The sequence below is a fragment of the Salinicola acroporae genome (genome assembly GCF_003206615.1).
Classification (GTDB): Bacteria; Pseudomonadota; Gammaproteobacteria; order Pseudomonadales; family Halomonadaceae; genus Salinicola; species Salinicola acroporae.
The window spans coordinates 348,043-366,035 of sequence record NZ_PZJW01000002.1 but is presented as its reverse complement, the minus strand read 5'-3'; the positions used below and the strand labels follow the sequence as shown (position 1 = coordinate 366,035).

Sequence of the window (17,993 nt, the reverse complement as noted above, 5' to 3'; positions counted from 1 at the left end):
AAGAGATATTACTATGCCCAAAGGTTATCTGATCGGACATGTCAGTATTACGGATGCAACGGTCTACGCCGCTTATGCAAAAGCCGCCGATGACGCCATGAAGAGTTTCAGCCCGAAGGTCATTGCAGCGTCGGGGCTTTATGAAAATCTCGAAGGCGAGGCCCATGAGCGACATGTGATCTTTGAGTTCGAGTCGTTCTCCGAGGCCAAGCGGTTCTATGAAAGCCCTGACTACCAGGCCGCCAAGGTTCTGCGTGCCGAAGCCGCTACCGGAACCTTTGTCATTGTCGAGGGGACTTCCTGATCTGGACTGCGATGTCGCCAAAGGGGGGCGTTTAGGCAAGACTCATGAGTGGGGGCGGAGAGCGCAAGTAGAGACCTGTCTCGCGGGCATCTCTATCAGCAGCGGCCCGCCGGCCAGCGCCTGCTGCAGGCGGGTGGCGAGAAGTTCCAGGATGGCGTCGTTCTCGCCCACCAGCCGGGTCGTCACGACATTCAGGCCAGGGGCGCGAGACATCGCCTGGGCGCAGATCTCGGCGATATCGCCGCCTTCACCGGCGTGCCGGCCCGGCGAAAGAAACAGCATCGAGAGGATCACGTCACCTTCGGCCAGGGCGGGGGAGGCCAGCAGATCCTCCAGCAGCGGCTCGTTGAAGCGATAGGCATCGCCCTCGCGGCGCTCCATGGAGGCAAAGGTCACACACTCGGCCTCATCGGCCAGCAGCGCGCTCAGTTGCCCGGTCAGGTAGTTGCGTACCGCCGAGACCTCCGGAATCGGGCTGCCGTGATCGACCAGCACCACCTTGGGCCGGGACTGGCCGCTAATGCGCTCGCGCACGTTATCGGCGAGAAGTTGCGCCAGGCGCAGATCCGGTGCCAGCAGCGTATCGACCAGTGGCGGGGCGACCTTCACCGACAGCAGCGGGTAGCTGGCCTGCACCTCGGCCAGACGCTCCGGCAGGTAGCGGGTCAGCGCCTGGCTGGGCCCGAAGAAGAAGGGCAGGATCAGTAGCTCGGTTACGCCCTCGGCCGCATATCGTTCGGCCAGCGGCCCTACCGAGACGGCCTTCTGCCCGCCGAGCTGCTCGGGCGGAATCTTGAACGAGTGCAGCAGCGATGCGGCCTCGACCGCCTCGCCCGTGGCCTGGCTCAAGGCGTCGGCAAGGCGACGCAGGTTGAGCGTCGCGGCAGGGCGCAGGGAACCGTTGTCAACGAGCAGAATCTTTCGCATGGGACCTCAAAGCTGGCGCAGATGGGTGTCAAATCAAGCCTTTCGCGGCAAGACGAGCCGACACGAAACCAGCATAACCGGGTTTTCCCGATAGGGAAAAATAGCGAAGCGGTGGGCCTATGGCGCTCTGGTTTTCCCTATTGGGAAACTGGGTAGCCTTTTGAATGGTCTGATCAGGTGAAATAGCTAGTTGGTCCGCTTTCGGCAAAGAGCAGACATGCGGAGCTATGAGATTAACGCAGCTATGCCCCCATTTATCCTTAGCTCAACCCCCTTGTTCACGCGGACGCGCATCCGACGCTCGCTCAACCGAGGTCGCCCCTGCTATGTCTTTCGATGAGGAAATTGACTGTCACATCCTCGTCTGCCCCAGAGGAGGGACATAACGCAGTGCCATGAGGTTAGAAAATTTGTTCAGGTGATACTTGATCGAGGAGAACGATCGTTCTACCATGGATCTACACGCTCCCGACTACTGGTCTTCCCGTGAAAAAAGCCCCTGCAGATACCCGTGAAAAGATCCTGGCGACCGCCGACCAGCTGATTTATCAGAATGGGATCTACGCCACAAGCATGGACCTTCTAGTGAAAACCTCAGGAGTATCTCGGAAAAGTATTTATCGCTACTTTATTACCAAAGATGACATGGCGGAAGCGGTGCTGAAGGTTCGGGATATACGGTGGATGTACTGGTTCAGAACTGAATGCGACAAGGGGGGTACCCCGCAGGATCGTATCCTGAATATGTTCACCGTGCTCAAAGGCTGGTTCGAGTCAGAAGGGTTCCGTGGTTGTGCGTTCATCAATACGGCCGGAGAAGTTGGTGACCCAGATGATCCCGTTCGCCAAATTGCAAAACTGCATAAGAAAAAGTTGTTGGATTATATATTTGAATTAACCGAGCAGTTGAGTACCGAACAGCCGTTTCTGTTAGCTAAACAGTTGCTGGTACTAGTGGAAGGCGCAATTACCATGGCACGAGTCATGGGCGACTACAGCGCCGCGGGCAGCGCAAGGGAAGTCGCGCAGTTGCTGCTAAAACAGGCTTCGCGCTAAGGGCCTGAGCTTCAAATACGCTAACTCAACTGACCGATCCACTTTACTTGGAGACACCATCATGTCTAATGCCCAAACTCGCCCGCCACTTCCTCCTTTCACTCGCGAAACCGCGGTTGAAAAAGTACGACTCGCTGAAGATGGCTGGAACAGCCGCGATGCTGAGAAGGTCTCGCTTGCCTATACGCTGGACACCAAATGGCGTAACCGCACCGAGTTCGCTACCAATCGCGAAGAAGCTAAAAGCTTCCTCACGCGCAAATGGAAAAAAGAGCTGGATTATCGTCTGATCAAAGAGCTCTGGGCTTTTACCGACAATCGCATCGCCGTGCGTTATGCCTACGAATGGCACGATGATTCGGGCAACTGGTTCCGTTCTTACGGCAACGAAAACTGGGAATTTGAAGCAGATGGTCTGATGCACCGTCGATTCGCCTGCATCAATGACATGCCTATCAGGGAAGACGAACGCAAATTCCATTGGCCACTGGGGCGCCGCCCTGATGATCACCCAGGCCTGACAGAGCTGGGCCTGTAATTACACTGACCACCCCAGCCCCTTCATACACCAAGGGGCTGGAGTGATGAGCAGTGAAACTTCTGGCAGGTTGCTTGGGTAGCGTATTTTCGAACATTAGCTTCGATTTTGGTGGCCTGACTATCAGCAACTTTCGGCCAGCAGCAGTCTCTTGCTATCGGCTGCCTCCGGCCATGAGCTGGCATAGGGTTCATCAGAACTAGCGCACATATCAACGCGGTTATTCGTTTTTTTGGCCTGTTAGACGTCTTTGTCTTCAAGGTTTAGTGTTATCGCGACGATCGCTAGAGCTTGATCTTGAGCGGCTGGTTTCAAGAGTCTCTCAACGGCATGGATCTCTAATCCACTGCCGTCTTGAATAATAAACCTATATGTAACATGATAGGTTACATGAAAAGAGATAGCCGCCTTTCCTCAGTCCTCCACGCACTGCTGCACATGGCCGAACTCGACGATCCGATGACGTCCGAGCAGTTGGCCCGATGCCTGAATACCAACCCGGTCGTGGTACGCCGCACCATGGGCTTCCTGCGTCGGGCCGGAATCGTTGTGTCCGATCGGGGTCACGCGGGAGGCTGGCGTATCGCCTCGGACCTTGCCGCCATCACATTGCGTGATTTGCATAACGCGCTCGGCGAGCCGGACGTCTTCGCCATCGGCCATCGCCATGAAGCACCCGACTGTCTCGTGGAGCAGTCGGTCAATGCTGCACTCGATGAAACGTTTGCCGAGGTCCAAGCTCTCCTGCTCAAGCGTATGGCGCACGTCACACTCGCCGATCTGGCCGACGACTTCGCTCGGCGGCACACGGTTCGGAATTCACATCACAAGGAGCATGAACAAGATGCATGATGTCATCGTCATCGGCGGCGGCTATGCCGGAATGGCGGCCGCGTTACAGTTGCTGCGTGCGCGACGGCGCGTGCTCGTCATCGACGCCGGTATGCGCCGCAATCGTTTCGCCCGCCATACGCACGGATTTCTCGGCCGGGACGGTATACCGTCAAACCAGATCGTGGTCGAGTCACGCGAGCAACTGGCGATGTATCCAGATCTGGTTTGGGTTGATGACGAAGCGGTATCGGTCAGCGGAGTCCGGGATAATTTCGAAGTGTCTCTGCGTCGTGGTCAGATCCATCCGGGTCGCCGTATTCTTTTTGCCACCGGCGTTCGAGATACGCTACCGGCCATCGAGGGCATTGAGGCGCGCTGGGGCCGTTCGGTCTTCCACTGTCCCTACTGCCACGGCTACGAGCTTGACCAAGGGCCGATCGGGGTTCTCGGCAGTAGCCCGATGTCCGCGCACCAGGCCGAACTGCTGACCGAGTGGGGCACGATCACTTTCCTCCCGAATGATGCGACCGCCTTGAACGATACGAAGCGCGACGCGCTGCAAGCGAGCGGGGTCACCATCGAAAACACGGCGATCGAACGGCTTGAGGGCGAGGCCAATGTTCGTCTCGTCGATGGCCGGCTGCTTTCTTTTGTCGGTCTGTTCGTCTCGACGACCGTCTCGCCCGTCAGCGATGCGCCAGTTCGCGCCGGCTGCGAACTGGAAGAAACGCCCTTGGGCACGATGCTCCGAACCGACGCCACCCAACAAACCACGATCCCCGGTATCTATGCCTGCGGTGACGTGACCGACATGCCACACTCGGTCTCACTGGCCATCGGCAGCGGTGCGATGGCCGGGGCCCAGGTGCATTTCTCGCTCGTCTGGCCCGACGCCTGAAACCGGAGAGACAACAAATGACCATCCCACAACATCCCGGCGATGCCGCGACCTATGCTGAGCGCGTGACGCAACACGTACCAGCGCTGCATGACCTGCATCGGATGACCGGGCTTTTGCTGGCCGAGCGCGTGCCAGCATCGGGTCGCATCCTGGTGCTCGGGGCCGGCGGCGGTTTGGAGCTGCGCGCGCTGGCCGAGCGCTATCCGGGCTGGCGATTCGACGGCGTGGATCCGTCGTCGGTGATGCTCGACCAGGCACGCGAGACGGTCGGCGATCTGATGGACCGGGTTGCCCTTCACGAAGGCTATATCGACGATGCGCCCGAGGGGCCGTTCGATGGCGCGGTTTGTCTTCTCACGCTGCATTTCCTGGCGCGTGATGAACGATTACGGACGCTATGCTCACTCGGCCGCCTTCTTCGATCTGGTGCACCGCTGGTCGTCGCGCATCACAGTTTCCCCAACGACGATGCCCAGTCCGATCTCTGGCTACGCCGCAACGCCGACCTCCTGATTTCTCGAGGCGTGGCACCATCGCAGGCCGAGCAGGGGATCGAGACGATGAAGACCCGCCTACCCGTCCTCAGTCCGTGGGAAGACGAAGGGGTGCTCCGAGAAGCCGGCTTCGGCGCGGTGCAGCTCTTTTTTGCCGCTTTTACGTTCAAAGGCTGGGTGGGTGTACGAGACTGAGCCAGTGGCAATGGCTCGGGCTCGAGCCTGAATCGTGACCGTGGCAGGTCACTTGGCCGAATTTTGAGTCGAGCCTCTGTATACGTACAGGTCACAATGGCTAACTTAATGATAAGTGCCTTTTTCTGGTGCTAGGTATGCTTTACGAGGGCGTGCTAAATAGCGCGAATTGCTGCAATGGGTCGCAAGCCGCCTTGATCTTCTTATGCCAATCCCCTAGCCGCGTTTTCTCGCCGCACCGCCTGATTGGTATCTGTACCAATGTTTCCTCCGCGTAACGCCTCTAAGACCAATTCTCTAGTCAGGGTTGGCTTGGGCGTTATGGTCAGTAGGACGCGGTAACTGATATGGGGCGATAAGCATCGGGGAGTAGTGAAGGATCAATCCTGAGGCTGATCGGCCCCAGCCGCTTGACGGCGCTCAAATCGCACCAGCGGTTCCTGTCGGAAGTAGCGGTTCAGGAGGTCGAGCAGGGCGGGATAGACGGCGGCCAGTTGATCCGGGGCGGTGAAGAAGAGTTCACAGCAGACCGCGAAGCATTCGCCGGGGTGGGTGGCGGCGTAGTCGTCGATGGGGGTGGGTTCGTCGCGGGCGAGGTGGGCCTGCAGATCGTCCCACACCGCGGTGAAGACGCGATGCCACTCCTGGGTGGTGACATCACTGTTGGCGGCGAGCGGGGGAAAGCCGTCGACATCCTGCGAGTTGCCCAGGTCGAGCTTGTGGGCGAACTCGTGAATGATGACGTTGTAGCCGGTGTAGTCGCCGCTTTCGGCGACATCGGGAATTGCCAGCACCACCGGGCCGCGCCAGGAGGTTTCCCCGGCGCGCTCGTCGACGTATTCGTGCATCACGCCGAAGTCGTCCATCTCCTCGACGTGGCGATGAAAGGCGTCGGGCAGCAGGATGATCTCGGTGACGTTGTCGAAGGCGGCGCTGGCGTCGCGATCCGACCAGCCCAGGGTGAGCAGGCTGGCCTGGGCGGCGATGGCGAGCAGGGCGGCATCGTCGATCTCGGCCCCGTCACCTGCTACCCAGCGCTTGCTCTGCAGCAGTTGCCAGGCGCGCGGACCGAGACGCTCGGCAGCGGCGTCGTCGAGATCGGCCAGCAGCGGCAGGCCGTGGCGAATCGGTCGCCACGCCTCCGGGTCGAACGGCTGGCGCGAGCGTTGTCGGGCATCGCGCCGGCGGCCCCACCAGGCTTTCCACGAACCACTCCGCAAGCCCATCGATCAGTTCTCTTCCTGGCGCGCCCCGGATTTCCACGACCAGTCGCGCAGGCGCAGATCGAACAGGTCGAGACGGCGATCCTTGAGGTTGGTCACCGCGCCTTCGGAGCGCACCAGCTTGAGCTTGGTCAGGTCGAGATCCGAGAACATCACCATTTCGGTGTTGGGCGTGGTTTCCGACAGCACCGCATCGTGGGGGAAGGCGAAGTCCGACGGCGAGAACACCGATGACTGGGCGTACTGGATGTCCAGGTTCTCGATCGAGGGCACGTTGCCGACGCTGCCGCAGACCACCACGTAGCACTCGTTCTCGATCGCGCGGGCCTGGGCGCAGTGGCGCACCCGCAGGTAGCTGTTCTTGGTATCGGTCCAGAACGGCACGATCAGGATATCCATGTCCTGCTCGGCCAGCAGCCGCGGCAGCTCCGGGAACTCCACGTCGTAGCAGATCAGGATGCCGACACGGCCGGCATCGGTCTCGAACACCTGCAGCTCATCGCCGCCCTCGACCACCCAGTCGCGCCGCTCCTGTGGGGTGATGTGCAGCTTGGCCTGGCGATCGATCTCGCCGTCGCGGTGGCACAGGTAGGCAACGTTGTAGAGCTTGCCATCCTCGCCCAGCTCGACCATCGAACCGGCCACGATGTTGATGTTGTAGGAGATCGCCATGCGCGAGATCTCGGTCTTGAAGCGCTCGGTGAAGCCGGCCAGGAATTGGATCGCGGCGACCTGATCGGTCTGGTCGGTCAACCCCATCAGCGGGGTGTTGAACAGCTCCGGGAAGACCGCGAAATCGCTCTGGTAGTCGGAGATCGCGTCGACGTAGAACTCGACCTGCTGCAGCACCGCTTCCACCGAGTCGAATTCGCGCATCTGCCACTGCACCGCGCCGACGCGAACCTGGGTGCGGCGGGTCTCTATGATCCGGCTGGCCGGTTCATAGAGGATGTTGTTCCATTCGAGCAGGGTGGCGTAGCCCATCGACTTCTCGTCTTCGGGCAGATACTTGGTCAGCAGGCGCTTGACCAGGAAATCGTTGGCCAACTGGAACGACAGGATCGGGTCGTAGAACTCCTTGCGCGCGACCCGATCGATGTACTCGGCGGGGGTCATCTCGTCGGCGTGCTGGTGGTAATTGGGAATCCTGCCGCCGGCGAGAATCGCGCGCAGGTTCATCGAGCGGCACAGGTCCTTGCGGGCTTCGTAGAGGCGTCGGCCAAGGCGATAGCCGCGGTAGGCCGGATCGATCAAGACGTCGAGCCCGTAGAGCGCGTCGCCGTTGGCGTCGTTGAGGATGATCTCGCGATGCCCGATCAATTCGTCGTACTTGTGCGGGTTGGAGAAGCGGTCGTAGTCGACCAGCACCGTCAGCGCGACACCGACGATCTTGCCGTCGTCCTCGATGATGATCTGGCCGTCGGCGAACTCGCCGATCAGCTTGTCGATCGTGAGCTTCGACCAGGCGCCGCCGATGTCGTCGTAGACGGCATCCATCAGTCGCTTGAGCTGCGGGTAGTCCTCGGGCGTGAGGTTGCGCAGATTGAGGTGCAGTTCTTCCAAAGACATTGAGCGCCTGACTCCATCCGGGAAAAGAAATAGGGCGTCGCCAACCAGGCTCTGACCACCGGGCGTTTAATGACAAAGTCTAACACGCCGAGTTCCCCGCGCCCCCGCAGTATCGGGATCTGAATCATCGAACCTCGGCTAATCGACCCTTCAGAAAGACGCCGGCCTGCCGACAATGTTACCCGCGAACCTAATTTTTCTTTGCGACGGCGACAGGTCGAACGCGCCGCCGGAGATGCTGCATGAGACGATTACTTCCGGTCTGCCTGGGGCTGATGCTGTCGGTGACGAGCGTCGTCGCCGAGGCCCGGCCGCTGACGGACGATGGCCGACTGACGTTCAGCGGCTTCGGCACCCTGGGGCTGGTACACAGCAATCAGGGCGATGCTGGCTTCATTCGCGACATCAGCCAGCCCAAGGGCGCTGACAAGGGCTGGAGCGCGCGCAACGATTGGCTGCTCGGCGCCCAGGTCGGCTATCGCTTTACCGATGAGCTGGATGCGGTGGTGCAGGGCATCAGCCGCTATGGACAGGACGGCAACTATCGCCCCGAGGTGAGTTGGGCGTTCCTGCGTTACCGGCCGGATCCCAGCGTTCAGTTGCGCGTCGGGCGGCTGGGGTGGGACGTGTATCAGCTCGCCGACTCGCGCTACGTCGGTTACGCCTACCCATGGGCGCGGCCGCCGGTGGATCACTTCGGCATCCTGCAACTGACCCATATCGATGGCGGCGATGTCACCTTCAAGCAGCCGGTCGGCAGCGACCTGTTGCTGCTCAAGCTCTATGCCGGGCGCTCGAGCAGCAAGATCTATCTGATCGACGACCTCTCCGCGGATTTCGATGTCGACAGCGTCTACGGTGGTCATGTCGACTACGAGACGGGGCCGTGGCGATTCCGGACCAGCTATACCGAAGTCCACTCCGATGTCGGCTTTTCGGGCAGCGTAGCCGACCAGATCGAGCAGATCCCGTTTCTCGCTCTCGATGCGGATACCGTTCTTGGCGATATCTTTGGCTTCGACCGGATTCGGTTATTCTCCCTGGGAACGCTCTATGATCGCGGCCCGCTGCAGGTTCAGGTGATGTGGAACCGCAGCCAGACCAGCCGCCACGAGGGACAGATCGACTCGGGCTTCGTCTCGGTGGGATATCGCATCGACCGGGTAACACCCTATGTGGTGGCATCCCGCGTCGAGACATCGTCCACCAACCCCGATAACAGCGATATCGATCAGCGGACCTGGTCGCTGGGGGCACGTTACGACGTGACCACCAACATGGCACTGAAAGCGCAGTTCGATCGTATCGATACGCGGAGCCCGGGCTTCCTGTGGCGACAAGACGACAGTGACTGGAACGGGGGCTGGAGTTCTGTCTTCAGCCTCGGTCTGGACTTCATTTTCTAGGGGAATGTCCATGAACCGAGTCCAAAGGCTTCTCATCGCCTCCACCTTCTCCGCCACCCTGGTCGTTGCCGTTCCCGTCAGCGCCGACATCGCGGTGGTGGTCAATGCCGGCAGCGGTATCGATCGGCTGACCCAGAGCGACGTGGTCAATATCTTCATGGGACGCTACCGCAAGCTTCCCACCGGCAACGTTGCGCTGCCCGTGGATTCCACCACGCTCAAGGCCCGTTTCTACCGGGCGCTGGTCAACAAGAATCTGGCGGAGATCAACTCCTACTGGGCCAGGCTGGTGTTTTCCGGCGAGGCATCGCCGCCGCAGCAGATCGCCACCATCGATGACGTGCACCAGTTGGTGACCCAGAACATGAATGCCTTGAGCTACGTCGATGGCGCCCAGGTATCCGACGACATGCACGTCGTGTTGATGTTGAGCGAGTGATCGCATGTCTCGCCTGTTGTTGCTGCTGCACACTCGGCTAGCGCTGCGTACGACCGCGATCATCCTGCTGATCGTCACGCTGTTGGGCGTCGTGTTCCTCGCCCTGGCGGTCTATCTGCGGGCGGAGAGCGTTCAGCGGGAGCAGCAGTCACGGATTCAGGAACTGCTGACGACGGTGGAGCGAACCGCGCAGATCGGCTGCTTCCTGGGCGACCGGCATCTGGCGCAGGAGGTGACGGATGGCCTGCTCAGCAACAATATCGTCAGCGCCGTGAGCATCGACGCCAGCGACGGCACGACGCTTGCCAGCGGTCGCGTCGATCCGGAAGGGGAGCCGGCGCCCAGTGTCGTCCGAGACGTCTTCTCACCGTTCGAACCGGGGACGTCGGTCTGCCGGATCACGGTGGCGCCCGACCAGGCCTTTATCGACAAGCTCGTGTCGCAGGCCTCGACTTTCATCGGCGGAGCCTTGCTGCTGCAGTTGGTCGGCATCGGGCTCTGTGTCGTGCTGGTGGTGGTGCGGTTCGTCACCCGGCCGATCACCGGTCTCTCGCATCGGCTGAGCGAGCTGGAGGCGGAGACCGGACAGCAGTTGCAGGCACCGCGCGGCAACAAGGACGACGAGATCGGCCAACTTGTCATCAGCGTCAACGCCATGATCGACAACTTGGTCCAGAGTCTGGGCGAGGAGCGGCGGCTACGGCTCGAGCGCGAGGTCGAGGAGCGCCGCTATCGGGCAATCTTCGACAACGTGGAAGCGGGGATCTTCGAGCTCGACAGCGCCGGCTTCGTCCGCTCGGCCAACCCCGCGTTCCGGCGGCTGTTCGACATGGCGACCGGCACCGATCTGGAACGCCACCCGGTCGCTTTTGCCTCGCTGGTCGGCGATGGCGACAGTGCCACGCACGTTTTTGCCGTCGACGACGAGGCCGGCGGGTACGAGCGCCAGTGGGAAGTGGCGCTGGACAGCGGCGAGCAGCAGCGCTGGTTCAGCTTGATCCTGAGCTCGCTCGAGACGGGGCGGCTGCAAGGGGTGGCGCACGACGTTACCGAGCGCAAGAAAGCCGCGGACGCCGCCGAGAAAATGGCGATGACCGACCCCTTGACCGGCTTGGGCAACCGTCGGGGCTTCGACCACCGCCTGGCAGTGATGGCGCGTCATCATCGTCTGTATCCGGAGCGCTGCCATGCGCTGATCACGCTGGATTTCGATCATTTCAAGCAGATCAACGATAGCTACGGTCATCAGGTCGGCGACCGCGCACTGTGCCATGTCGGCGGCATTCTGGCCGGGCTGATGCGTCAACGTGACTACGTCGCCCGCCTGGGAGGCGACGAGTTCGTCGTGCTGCTGGAAGGGTGCGACCAGCGCAGTGACGTCGAGGTCGTGCTGGAGCGTTTTCTCGACCGCCTCCGGAAACCGTTCGAGGTGGAGGGCGATATCGAAATCGTGATCGGAGTCAGTATCGGTATCGCCATGGTGGGGCTGGATACCGAGGATGCCGAGCAGGCAGTCCGGTTCTCCGACATCGCGATGTATGCCGCCAAGCGTGCCGGCCGCAATACCTGGCGGTTCTACGAGCCCGTCACCCAATCCTGATTCGTCCTCGGGCCAGAATCACCAACTGCCGGGATTCACTACATTCCCCTTGGCCTCCGCCCGTCAGTTCGGCCGGTACATCTTGAAGTTCTGGTCCTGGCTGATCTCGAAATAGTCCGCCGGACCGCCGCCACGCAGGATCGGCCGGGCGGCGGCGGTCTGGTAGACGCCATCTTCGAGTAGTGTCGGATCGATATGCACGCCGACCACCTCACCCAATACCATCCAGGTTTCCAGCTTGTCGCCGGCGGCGGACTGTAGCTGCAGCGTCTGGGTCAGGCGGCACTCGAACACGACCTGGGCCTCCTTCACATGCGGGACGCTCACCACGCGCGACGCGGCCGGCGTCAGCCCGGCGAGTTCGAATTCATCCACCTCGGGTTCCACCGCCGCGCAGCTGGCGTTCATTGGCTCCGCCAACGCACGAGTCGCCAGTTGCCAGCAGAATTCGCCGGTCGCCTCGATATTGCGCACGCTGTCCTTGTAACCGACGCTGGCGAAGCCGACGATCGGCGGCGTGTAGTTGAAGCCGTTGAAGAAGCTGTACGGGGCGAGATTCAGATGGCCCGCGGCGCTGCGGGAGGAGATCCAGCCGATGGGTCGGGGGCCGACGATGGCGTTGAACGGATCGTGCGGCAGGCCATGGCCACGGCTGGGTTCGTAGAAGTGAGCATCGGTAGGCATCGGACGTCTTTTACTGAGAGTAGGCTGTCATTGAGGGGGGCGAGTCTGGGCAATCGACGGTCGATGGCGACGAACGCCACCGATCGGAGTTCGGTTTCACGGGCGCAGGTCGGTCACTTGCGCACGATACGATAGATGCCGAGCAACACGATCGCGCCGATCACGGCGATCACGAAACTGCCGAAGTTGAAACCGGAGACGTCACCGAAACCGAGTGCGGTACCGATCCAGCCGCCGACGACCGCGCCCAGAATCCCGAGAATGATGGTAACGATGAAACCACCCGGATCCTTGCCCGGCATGATCAGTTTGGCAATGGCTCCGGCGATCAGGCCGAAGATGATCCACGCAATAATTCCCATGGCGTCTATCCCTGTTGATTCATGGTAAGTCTTTCATGCCAGTGGCATGCCGTCCTGACATGCCTTCTCGGAACCTAGTCGTAGTACGGTGAAACGACAAGCGAAGATCGCGGCTATCATCATGTCCTGCGCTCGGATTCCGGGCATCATGGTGCAGCAGTCGCCCCCGTGAGATGCGTCTGCAAGTGTCAATCGGTGGGGAAGGAGGGAATCATGCTTGGACAGGCGATCGCTCGGCGGGTGTGGGAGCCGGATCGGTTGTCGATCGGATTGACGCTGCCGCTGATGCGGCGCGGCCAGGCGATGGTCGACGTCGTCGAACAGCGGCGCTTGGCCAGACTCGCCGACGCTGCTGGATTTCGCGCGCTGTGGATTCGAGACGTGCCGCTCAACAGCCGCGACTATCCCGACCCGGTTGGCCATCTGGATCCGTGGAGCTGGCTGGGGGCGTTGGCGGTGGAAACGAGCCGGGCCGCACTGATCAGTGGCGCCATCGTGCTCACGCTGCGGCATCCCCTGCATATCGCCAAGGCGGCGGCATCGGTTGCCACGCTTTCGGAAGGTCGCTTCATCCTGGGATTGGGGTCCGGCGATCGGCCGCCCGAGTTTGCCGCCTTCGGCGAGGACGTCGCCGAGCGGCGGCGGTTGTTCGCGGATCACTGGCAAGTCGTGGCAGAAGCGCTGGGCTCGCCGCAGCGAGTCGTCCCCGACCGCCGCGAGGCGGATTCTCCGGAATTCCAGCTGCGGCCGCAGCCACCGGAGCCCGTGCCGCTACTGGCGGTCGGTTCGGGTGGCCAGAGCGTCAACTGGATCGCCCGCCACGCGATCGGCTGGATGACCTATCATCGTGAACCGGCCCAGCAGCTCGATCGTTACCGGATGTGGCGGGCGGCGGTAGAGCAGAGCGTGCCCGGCGAATTCCGCGGATTCGGCGAGGCGATGCGTCTCGAGCTCGACGCCGATCCGGGCGCGCCGGCGACGCCGATCGACCTGGGCTATCGTGCCGGCCGTGATGCCCTCGTCGAGGTCTTGGACGCACTCAAAGGGATGGGCGTGCACCACGTGGCGCTGAATGTAGGTCTCGATGAGCGGTCGACCGACGCCGTCATCGAGGAACTGGCCGCTCACGTCCTGCCGCGTTTTCATCGGCCCTGATGCATCGGCCCTGATATATCGGCCTTGGCTCATCAGCCCCCAACCGTTCAAGCGTCGCGCCGGAACGCTCGCCACGTTCCGGGTGCGGCCCTACTCGGTGTGGCTGGCCAGGAACGTCAGCGTGCGGCCATGGGCCAGCGCGGACGCATGCTGGTTGTAGCTGGCCCGCGACCAACAGTTGAAGCCGTGTTCCGCACCGCCGTAGAGGTGGACCTCGATATCCGTGTTGCCGGCGAAGGCCTGGCGTGTCTGTTCGACGTGTTCCAGCGGGATGTGGTCATCCTCGGCGCCGAAGTGGAACTGGGCCGGGACCTTGAGCTCGTCGGCACGCGGCAGGTATTCGGTCACCCCGCCGGCGTAGTAGCAGATCGACGCATCGACGCCGGCATCCAGGCCGCAGAGGTAGGAGAGCACGCCGCCCATGCAGTAGCCGACCGAGGCGACCGGGCCGTCGCAGGTGGGGCTCGCGCGCAGCGCCTTGATCGCGGCACGGAGATCGCTGATCGCCGTGGGGTAGTCCAGCGCCTGCTTGTGGGCTACCGCCGCTTTCCAGTCGTCACCGTCGTAGCCGAGTTCCACGCCCGGCTCGTCGCGCCAGAACATGTCCGGTGCGATCACGGTATAGCCATCCATGGCGTACTGCTCGGCAACGCCACGAATATGGCCATTGACGCCGAAGATCTCCTGGATCAACAGGATCCCGGGGCCCTTGCCCTTGTGTGGAAGGGCCTGGTACGCCTTGAAGGTCTTGCCGTCTTCGGCGGTGATCTCGATCCATTCGGTCTTGATGTTGGTCTGGGAATCGCTCTGGGACATGGGGTTCTCCTGGTGGGCGGTTGCTGTAAGTCGAGATGAAGGGTGAAGCCCGAGCCAGGAAGTTTAGCAGGGCAACGACACTTTGCCGCGCGGACCCGGCTCGCGACATGACGAAGCGGAGAAGCCGAAGGTCTCGGCGTGAAACGTGCAGCCATTGCGCCTACGCTAGGCGCTTCGCCCTTCATCCCGAACTTGGCCGTCAGGAGTCGCATGGACGCACACAGCCCGACCTGGATCGCCGCGCAACTGGGCGGTTTCGTCGCCCTCGGCTTCATCATTGCGGCGTTCGCCAGCCGCCAGGACGATCGGCTGCTGCTCTACCTCATCTTCGCCAATGTCGCCTTCGCCGTGCATTTTCTGCTGTTCGGGGAGGCGGTCGCGGCCGGCATGTCGGGCCTGGTCGTCGTCCGGATCTGGCTGGCACGGCGCTTTCCGCGACGCCAGCCGCTCATGTGGCTGGTGCTGATCGCGACGGTGGCGGTCGCCGTGGCGACCTGGCACTCCTGGTACGATATCTTCCCGCTGCTTGCCGCCGTCTTCGGCACCCTGGCGATGTTTCTGCTGCGCGGCCTGCCGATGCGGGTATTGCTGGCGGGAGTGGCGCTGTGCTGGCTCGCCAACGCACTGATCATCGGTTCGATCGGTGGCTTCATCGCCGAGTTGCTGGCGCTGGGCACCAACCTTGTCACCATGTGGCGAATCCACTGCGCCAAGCGCCGGCCCGAGTCAGGCTGACAACGCGGTGCGAGACCCTCTCTTTGCTGCAGGCCGAGACCGGAGTGATCAATCGGGACATCCCCATCGAGACGACCATCGACGGGAATGCCCAAGTGGCCATGATCAAGGTGGTGTGGCAGGCGCTCACCGAGTCGCTCACCAACATCGTCACTTCGCCGATCGATTCCCTGCAAGCGCTGACAGGGGGGATGGTTGAACCGGTGATATGCGCTAACCGACGGTCGCCACTCGAAGACGTCGTCGCTGGAGGGTTCCCTCGCAGCGTCTACCAGCGGCGATCGCCGATAGCCTGCCGGTCGCCAACGTCGTCAGGTTCGCTCTCCAGCGCCTGTTGGCGCGCATCGTAATCCCTTCGGGCCGTTTCGACCTGGTGATGGTATTGCAGCGTCCATTGATGCAGCGCCTGGAAAGGCGCCTTGAGCGTCCGGCCAAGCGGTGTGATCCGGTACTCCACGGCCACCGGCGCCGACGCGATCACGCGGCGTTCGACGATACCATTGCGTTCCAATCGACGCAGCGTATGGCTCAGTGCCTTCTGGGTGATGCCTTCCAACTGGCGCTTGAGCGCGTTGAAGCGCAGCGGTTCGTGGCACAGTGCGGCCAGCACCAGCACGGACCACTTGTCCGCGATCTGGTCGAGAATCACGCGGCTGGGGCAACTGGCCGCGGCTGTCGGACACGGTGAATCGGGCATGTGGTTTCCTCGAGGATACCTGGTGAGTTGAAAGTGGCCGGTGGGTATCAGGTATAAATCCTATACCACGATTCTCAACTCATCATCATCTGGAGCATTGTCATGGCCTCATCCAATGTCGACGCGCTGTTTCGGCCCTTTCAACTGAAATCGCTATCGCTCAAGAACCGTATCGTCATGGCGCCGATGACACGGTCGTTTTCGCCCTCGGGCGTGCCCGGGGACAACGTGGCCGCCTATTATCGTCGGCGGGCCGAGCACGAGGTCGGCCTGATCCTGTCCGAGGGCACCACCATCGATCGGCCGGCGGCGCGCAACGAACCGAACATCCCGTTCTTTCATGGCGAACAGGCGCTGGCGGGTTGGCAAAAGGTCATCGATGGCGTGCATGAAGTGGGTGGCCGCATGGGGCCTCAGATCTGGCATGTGGGCTCGGTCGCCAGTTTTCTCACGGACTGGGTGCAGGACGTACCGGTCGAAAGCCCGTCCGGTCTGGTCGCACCCGGTCAGCCGCGCGGCGAAGCCATGAGTGAAGAGGCTGTCGCCGATACGCTTGACGCCTATGCCCGCGCTGCCGCCGACGCCAAGCGGCTCGGTTTCGATACGGTCGAAATTCACGCGGCCCATGGCTATCTGATCGATCAGTTCTTCTGGGCGGCCACCAATCAGCGCAGCGATCGCTACGGCGGTGCCACGCTCAAGGAGCGTTCCCGCTTTGCTGCGGAAGTCGTCAAGAGCGTGCGCGAAGCCGTTGGCCCCGATCTGCCGATCATCCTGCGCGTCAGCCAATGGAAACAGCAGGATTTCGACGTACGCCTGGCCAATACGCCGGATGAAATGGCGGCCTGGTTGTCCCCGCTCGTGGAGGCCGGCGCGGATATCCTGCACTGCTCGCAGCGGCGGTTCTGGGAACCGGAATATCCGGAACTCGATGGGCCCGAAGGCCTGAATTTTGCCGGCTGGGCCAAGAAGCTCACGGGGGCGTCCACGATCAGTGTCGGCTCGGTCGGTTTGTCCGGCGACTTCATGGGCGCCTTCAGCGGGGAGAGTTTCACCCCGGCCAGCCTGGACAAGCTCGTGGCCCGGATGGAGCGCGACGAGTTCGATCTGATCGCCGTCGGTCGCGCCTTGCTGAGCGATCCGGCGTGGGTGAAGAAAGTGCATGCCCGCGATGAGAAATCGCTAACCGACTTCACCAAGGAAGCGTTGGCCGAGCTGTACTGACCCGCCTTTGATCTCCGCAACCGGTTCGGACCGTCGCAGGGTGGTCCGGCAGCCGGTCGGCGCGCGAGATCGTATCATTTCAATCCGACCCCGAAAGCTCTCGAGTAGACGGGGTCTTCCCTCGAAGGATCGGCTTCAGGCTTGTTGGCGTCGATCCGCGATGATACGCCGGCCACGAACGCAGTCGGCTTCGTGCGGCTCATCGGCCCACGGTTCGGCGATGCCCTGTTCGACCCATTCGGCTACCGCCGGATGCGCGAGCAGACGTTCGACATAGGCCATCGGGGCCGTGCCGAGTTCGATGCCGTAACCGCGAATACGCACCGCGACCGGGGCGAACATGGCGTCCACGGCGGTGAACGCGTCGCCGGCGAGCCACGGTCCGCCGAAGGTGTCCAGACCCTCCCGCCACAGCGTGTCGAGCCGAGTCAGATCCTTGTCCAGCGCCGCGCTCGGCGCGCCCAGGTCGATGCTCAGCGAGCAGTTCATCGAACACTCATCGCGCAGGGCGGCAAACCCGGCATGCATCTCGGCGCTGGCGCAGCGGGCCCAGGCCCGGGCGGCGCTGGCGACCGGCCACACGCGCGGGTGAGCCTCGGCCAGGTACTCCAAGATCGCCAGCGACTCCCATACCACCAGGCCTTCGTCGTGAAGGCAGGGGACCTTGGCGGTGGGCGAGAAAGTCGCGAAGGCGCTCTGCTGGCCGTCACCCTCGAACGGGGTCATGACCTCCTCGAACGGAAGTTCCAGCGCCCGCAGCAGCACCCAGGGCCGCATCGACCAGGATGAGTAGTTCTTGTTGGCGATGAAGAGTCGATAAGCCATGGCTGTCTC

At 62.0% G+C, this 17,993-nt stretch carries 20 protein-coding genes; 12 read left to right on the top strand and 8 right to left on the bottom strand.

The features are described 5' to 3' along the window. Positions 1-13: 13 nt before the first annotated feature. The gene (locus tag DOM54_RS02840; RefSeq protein ID WP_110714879.1) at positions 14-304 is read left to right on the top strand and encodes a DUF1330 domain-containing protein; all 291 of its coding nucleotides are present in this window, start codon (positions 14-16) and stop codon (positions 302-304) included. A gap of 42 nt (positions 305-346) precedes the next feature. On the opposite strand, the gene DOM54_RS02835 is transcribed toward DOM54_RS02840, so the two are convergent. Beyond that, positions 347-1,231 (bottom strand): sirohydrochlorin chelatase, encoded by an 885-nt coding sequence (locus tag DOM54_RS02835; RefSeq protein ID WP_110714878.1) that lies wholly within the window; start codon positions 1,229-1,231, stop codon positions 347-349. Between the two features lie 486 nt (positions 1,232-1,717). Between DOM54_RS02835 and DOM54_RS02830 the strand changes: the two genes are divergently transcribed. The 5 genes from DOM54_RS02830 (at position 1,718) to DOM54_RS02810 (ending at position 5,249) form a co-directional block, all read left to right on the top strand. Then, positions 1,718-2,287 (top strand): TetR/AcrR family transcriptional regulator, encoded by a 570-nt coding sequence (locus DOM54_RS02830; protein ID WP_110714877.1) that lies wholly within the window; start codon positions 1,718-1,720, stop codon positions 2,285-2,287. 61 nt (positions 2,288-2,348) lie between these two features. Further along, positions 2,349-2,825: a nuclear transport factor 2 family protein gene (locus DOM54_RS02825; protein ID WP_110714876.1), complete on the top strand. Its 477-nt coding sequence runs from the start codon at positions 2,349-2,351 to the stop codon at positions 2,823-2,825. Between the two features lie 390 nt (positions 2,826-3,215). Then, complete coding sequence (locus tag DOM54_RS02820; protein ID WP_110714875.1) at positions 3,216-3,677, top strand: Rrf2 family transcriptional regulator; 462 nt, start codon at positions 3,216-3,218, stop codon at positions 3,675-3,677. Continuing rightward, positions 3,661-4,557 carry an NAD(P)/FAD-dependent oxidoreductase gene (locus DOM54_RS02815; protein ID WP_110714874.1) on the top strand — a complete coding sequence of 299 codons (897 nt, stop codon included), beginning with the start codon at positions 3,661-3,663 and terminating at the stop codon, positions 4,555-4,557. The genes DOM54_RS02820 and DOM54_RS02815 overlap by 17 nt, the downstream gene beginning before the upstream one ends. A 17-nt stretch (positions 4,558-4,574) precedes the next feature. Next, a complete protein-coding gene (locus DOM54_RS02810; protein ID WP_110714873.1) occupies positions 4,575-5,249 on the top strand; it encodes a class I SAM-dependent methyltransferase in 675 nt (224 codons plus the stop codon). A gap of 380 nt (positions 5,250-5,629) precedes the next feature. On the opposite strand, the gene DOM54_RS02805 is transcribed toward DOM54_RS02810, so the two are convergent. Next, positions 5,630-6,475, bottom strand: coding sequence for a M90 family metallopeptidase (locus DOM54_RS02805; protein WP_110714872.1), 846 nt, complete (start codon positions 6,473-6,475; stop codon positions 5,630-5,632). Positions 6,476-6,478: 3 nt separating this feature from the next. After that, positions 6,479-8,041 (bottom strand): bifunctional GNAT family N-acetyltransferase/carbon-nitrogen hydrolase family protein, encoded by a 1,563-nt coding sequence (locus DOM54_RS02800; RefSeq protein ID WP_110707858.1) that lies wholly within the window; start codon positions 8,039-8,041, stop codon positions 6,479-6,481. Between the two features lie 242 nt (positions 8,042-8,283). Between DOM54_RS02800 and DOM54_RS02795 the strand changes: the two genes are divergently transcribed. The 3 genes from DOM54_RS02795 to DOM54_RS02785 are packed head-to-tail and all read left to right on the top strand — an operon-like array spanning position 8,284 to position 11,486. Beyond that, positions 8,284-9,447 (top strand): porin, encoded by a 1,164-nt coding sequence (locus DOM54_RS02795; protein WP_110714871.1) that lies wholly within the window; start codon positions 8,284-8,286, stop codon positions 9,445-9,447. A 10-nt stretch (positions 9,448-9,457) separates the two neighbouring features. After that, positions 9,458-9,886, top strand: a complete 429-nt coding sequence (locus DOM54_RS02790) for a type 2 periplasmic-binding domain-containing protein (RefSeq protein ID WP_110714870.1) — start codon at positions 9,458-9,460, stop codon at positions 9,884-9,886. A gap of 4 nt (positions 9,887-9,890) precedes the next feature. Beyond that, entirely contained in the window at positions 9,891-11,486 is a 1,596-nt protein-coding gene (locus DOM54_RS02785; RefSeq protein ID WP_110714869.1) for a sensor domain-containing diguanylate cyclase, read from the top strand. A gap of 63 nt (positions 11,487-11,549) precedes the next feature. Here DOM54_RS02785 and DOM54_RS02780 read toward each other — a convergent pair whose 3' ends face one another. Both DOM54_RS02780 and DOM54_RS02775 read right to left on the bottom strand, forming a co-directional pair. Beyond that, positions 11,550-12,170: a flavin reductase family protein gene (locus DOM54_RS02780; protein ID WP_110714868.1), complete on the bottom strand. Its 621-nt coding sequence runs from the start codon at positions 12,168-12,170 to the stop codon at positions 11,550-11,552. 113 nt (positions 12,171-12,283) lie between these two features. Continuing rightward, positions 12,284-12,532 (bottom strand): GlsB/YeaQ/YmgE family stress response membrane protein, encoded by a 249-nt coding sequence (locus DOM54_RS02775; RefSeq protein ID WP_110597918.1) that lies wholly within the window; start codon positions 12,530-12,532, stop codon positions 12,284-12,286. 213 nt (positions 12,533-12,745) lie between these two features. On the opposite strand from DOM54_RS02775, the gene DOM54_RS02770 reads away from it, so the two are divergent. Next, positions 12,746-13,687 (top strand): TIGR03571 family LLM class oxidoreductase, encoded by a 942-nt coding sequence (locus tag DOM54_RS02770; protein WP_110714867.1) that lies wholly within the window; start codon positions 12,746-12,748, stop codon positions 13,685-13,687. Between the two features lie 90 nt (positions 13,688-13,777). On the opposite strand, the gene DOM54_RS02765 is transcribed toward DOM54_RS02770, so the two are convergent. After that, positions 13,778-14,503, bottom strand: a complete 726-nt coding sequence (locus tag DOM54_RS02765; RefSeq protein WP_110714866.1) for a dienelactone hydrolase family protein — start codon at positions 14,501-14,503, stop codon at positions 13,778-13,780. 210 nt (positions 14,504-14,713) lie between these two features. On the opposite strand from DOM54_RS02765, the gene DOM54_RS02760 reads away from it, so the two are divergent. Beyond that, positions 14,714-15,238 (top strand): YgjV family protein, encoded by a 525-nt coding sequence (locus tag DOM54_RS02760; protein ID WP_110714865.1) that lies wholly within the window; start codon positions 14,714-14,716, stop codon positions 15,236-15,238. Between the two features lie 268 nt (positions 15,239-15,506). On the opposite strand, the gene DOM54_RS02755 is transcribed toward DOM54_RS02760, so the two are convergent. After that, entirely contained in the window at positions 15,507-15,935 is a 429-nt protein-coding gene (locus tag DOM54_RS02755; protein WP_110714864.1) for a winged helix-turn-helix transcriptional regulator, read from the bottom strand. Between the two features lie 102 nt (positions 15,936-16,037). Between DOM54_RS02755 and DOM54_RS02750 the strand changes: the two genes are divergently transcribed. Then, positions 16,038-17,159, top strand: a complete 1,122-nt coding sequence (locus DOM54_RS02750) for an NADH:flavin oxidoreductase (RefSeq protein ID WP_110714863.1) — start codon at positions 16,038-16,040, stop codon at positions 17,157-17,159. A gap of 135 nt (positions 17,160-17,294) precedes the next feature. Here DOM54_RS02750 and DOM54_RS02745 read toward each other — a convergent pair whose 3' ends face one another. Next, positions 17,295-17,984 carry a glutathione S-transferase family protein gene (locus DOM54_RS02745; RefSeq protein ID WP_110714862.1) on the bottom strand — a complete coding sequence of 230 codons (690 nt, stop codon included), beginning with the start codon at positions 17,982-17,984 and terminating at the stop codon, positions 17,295-17,297. Between the last annotated feature and the right edge of the window lie 9 nt (positions 17,985-17,993).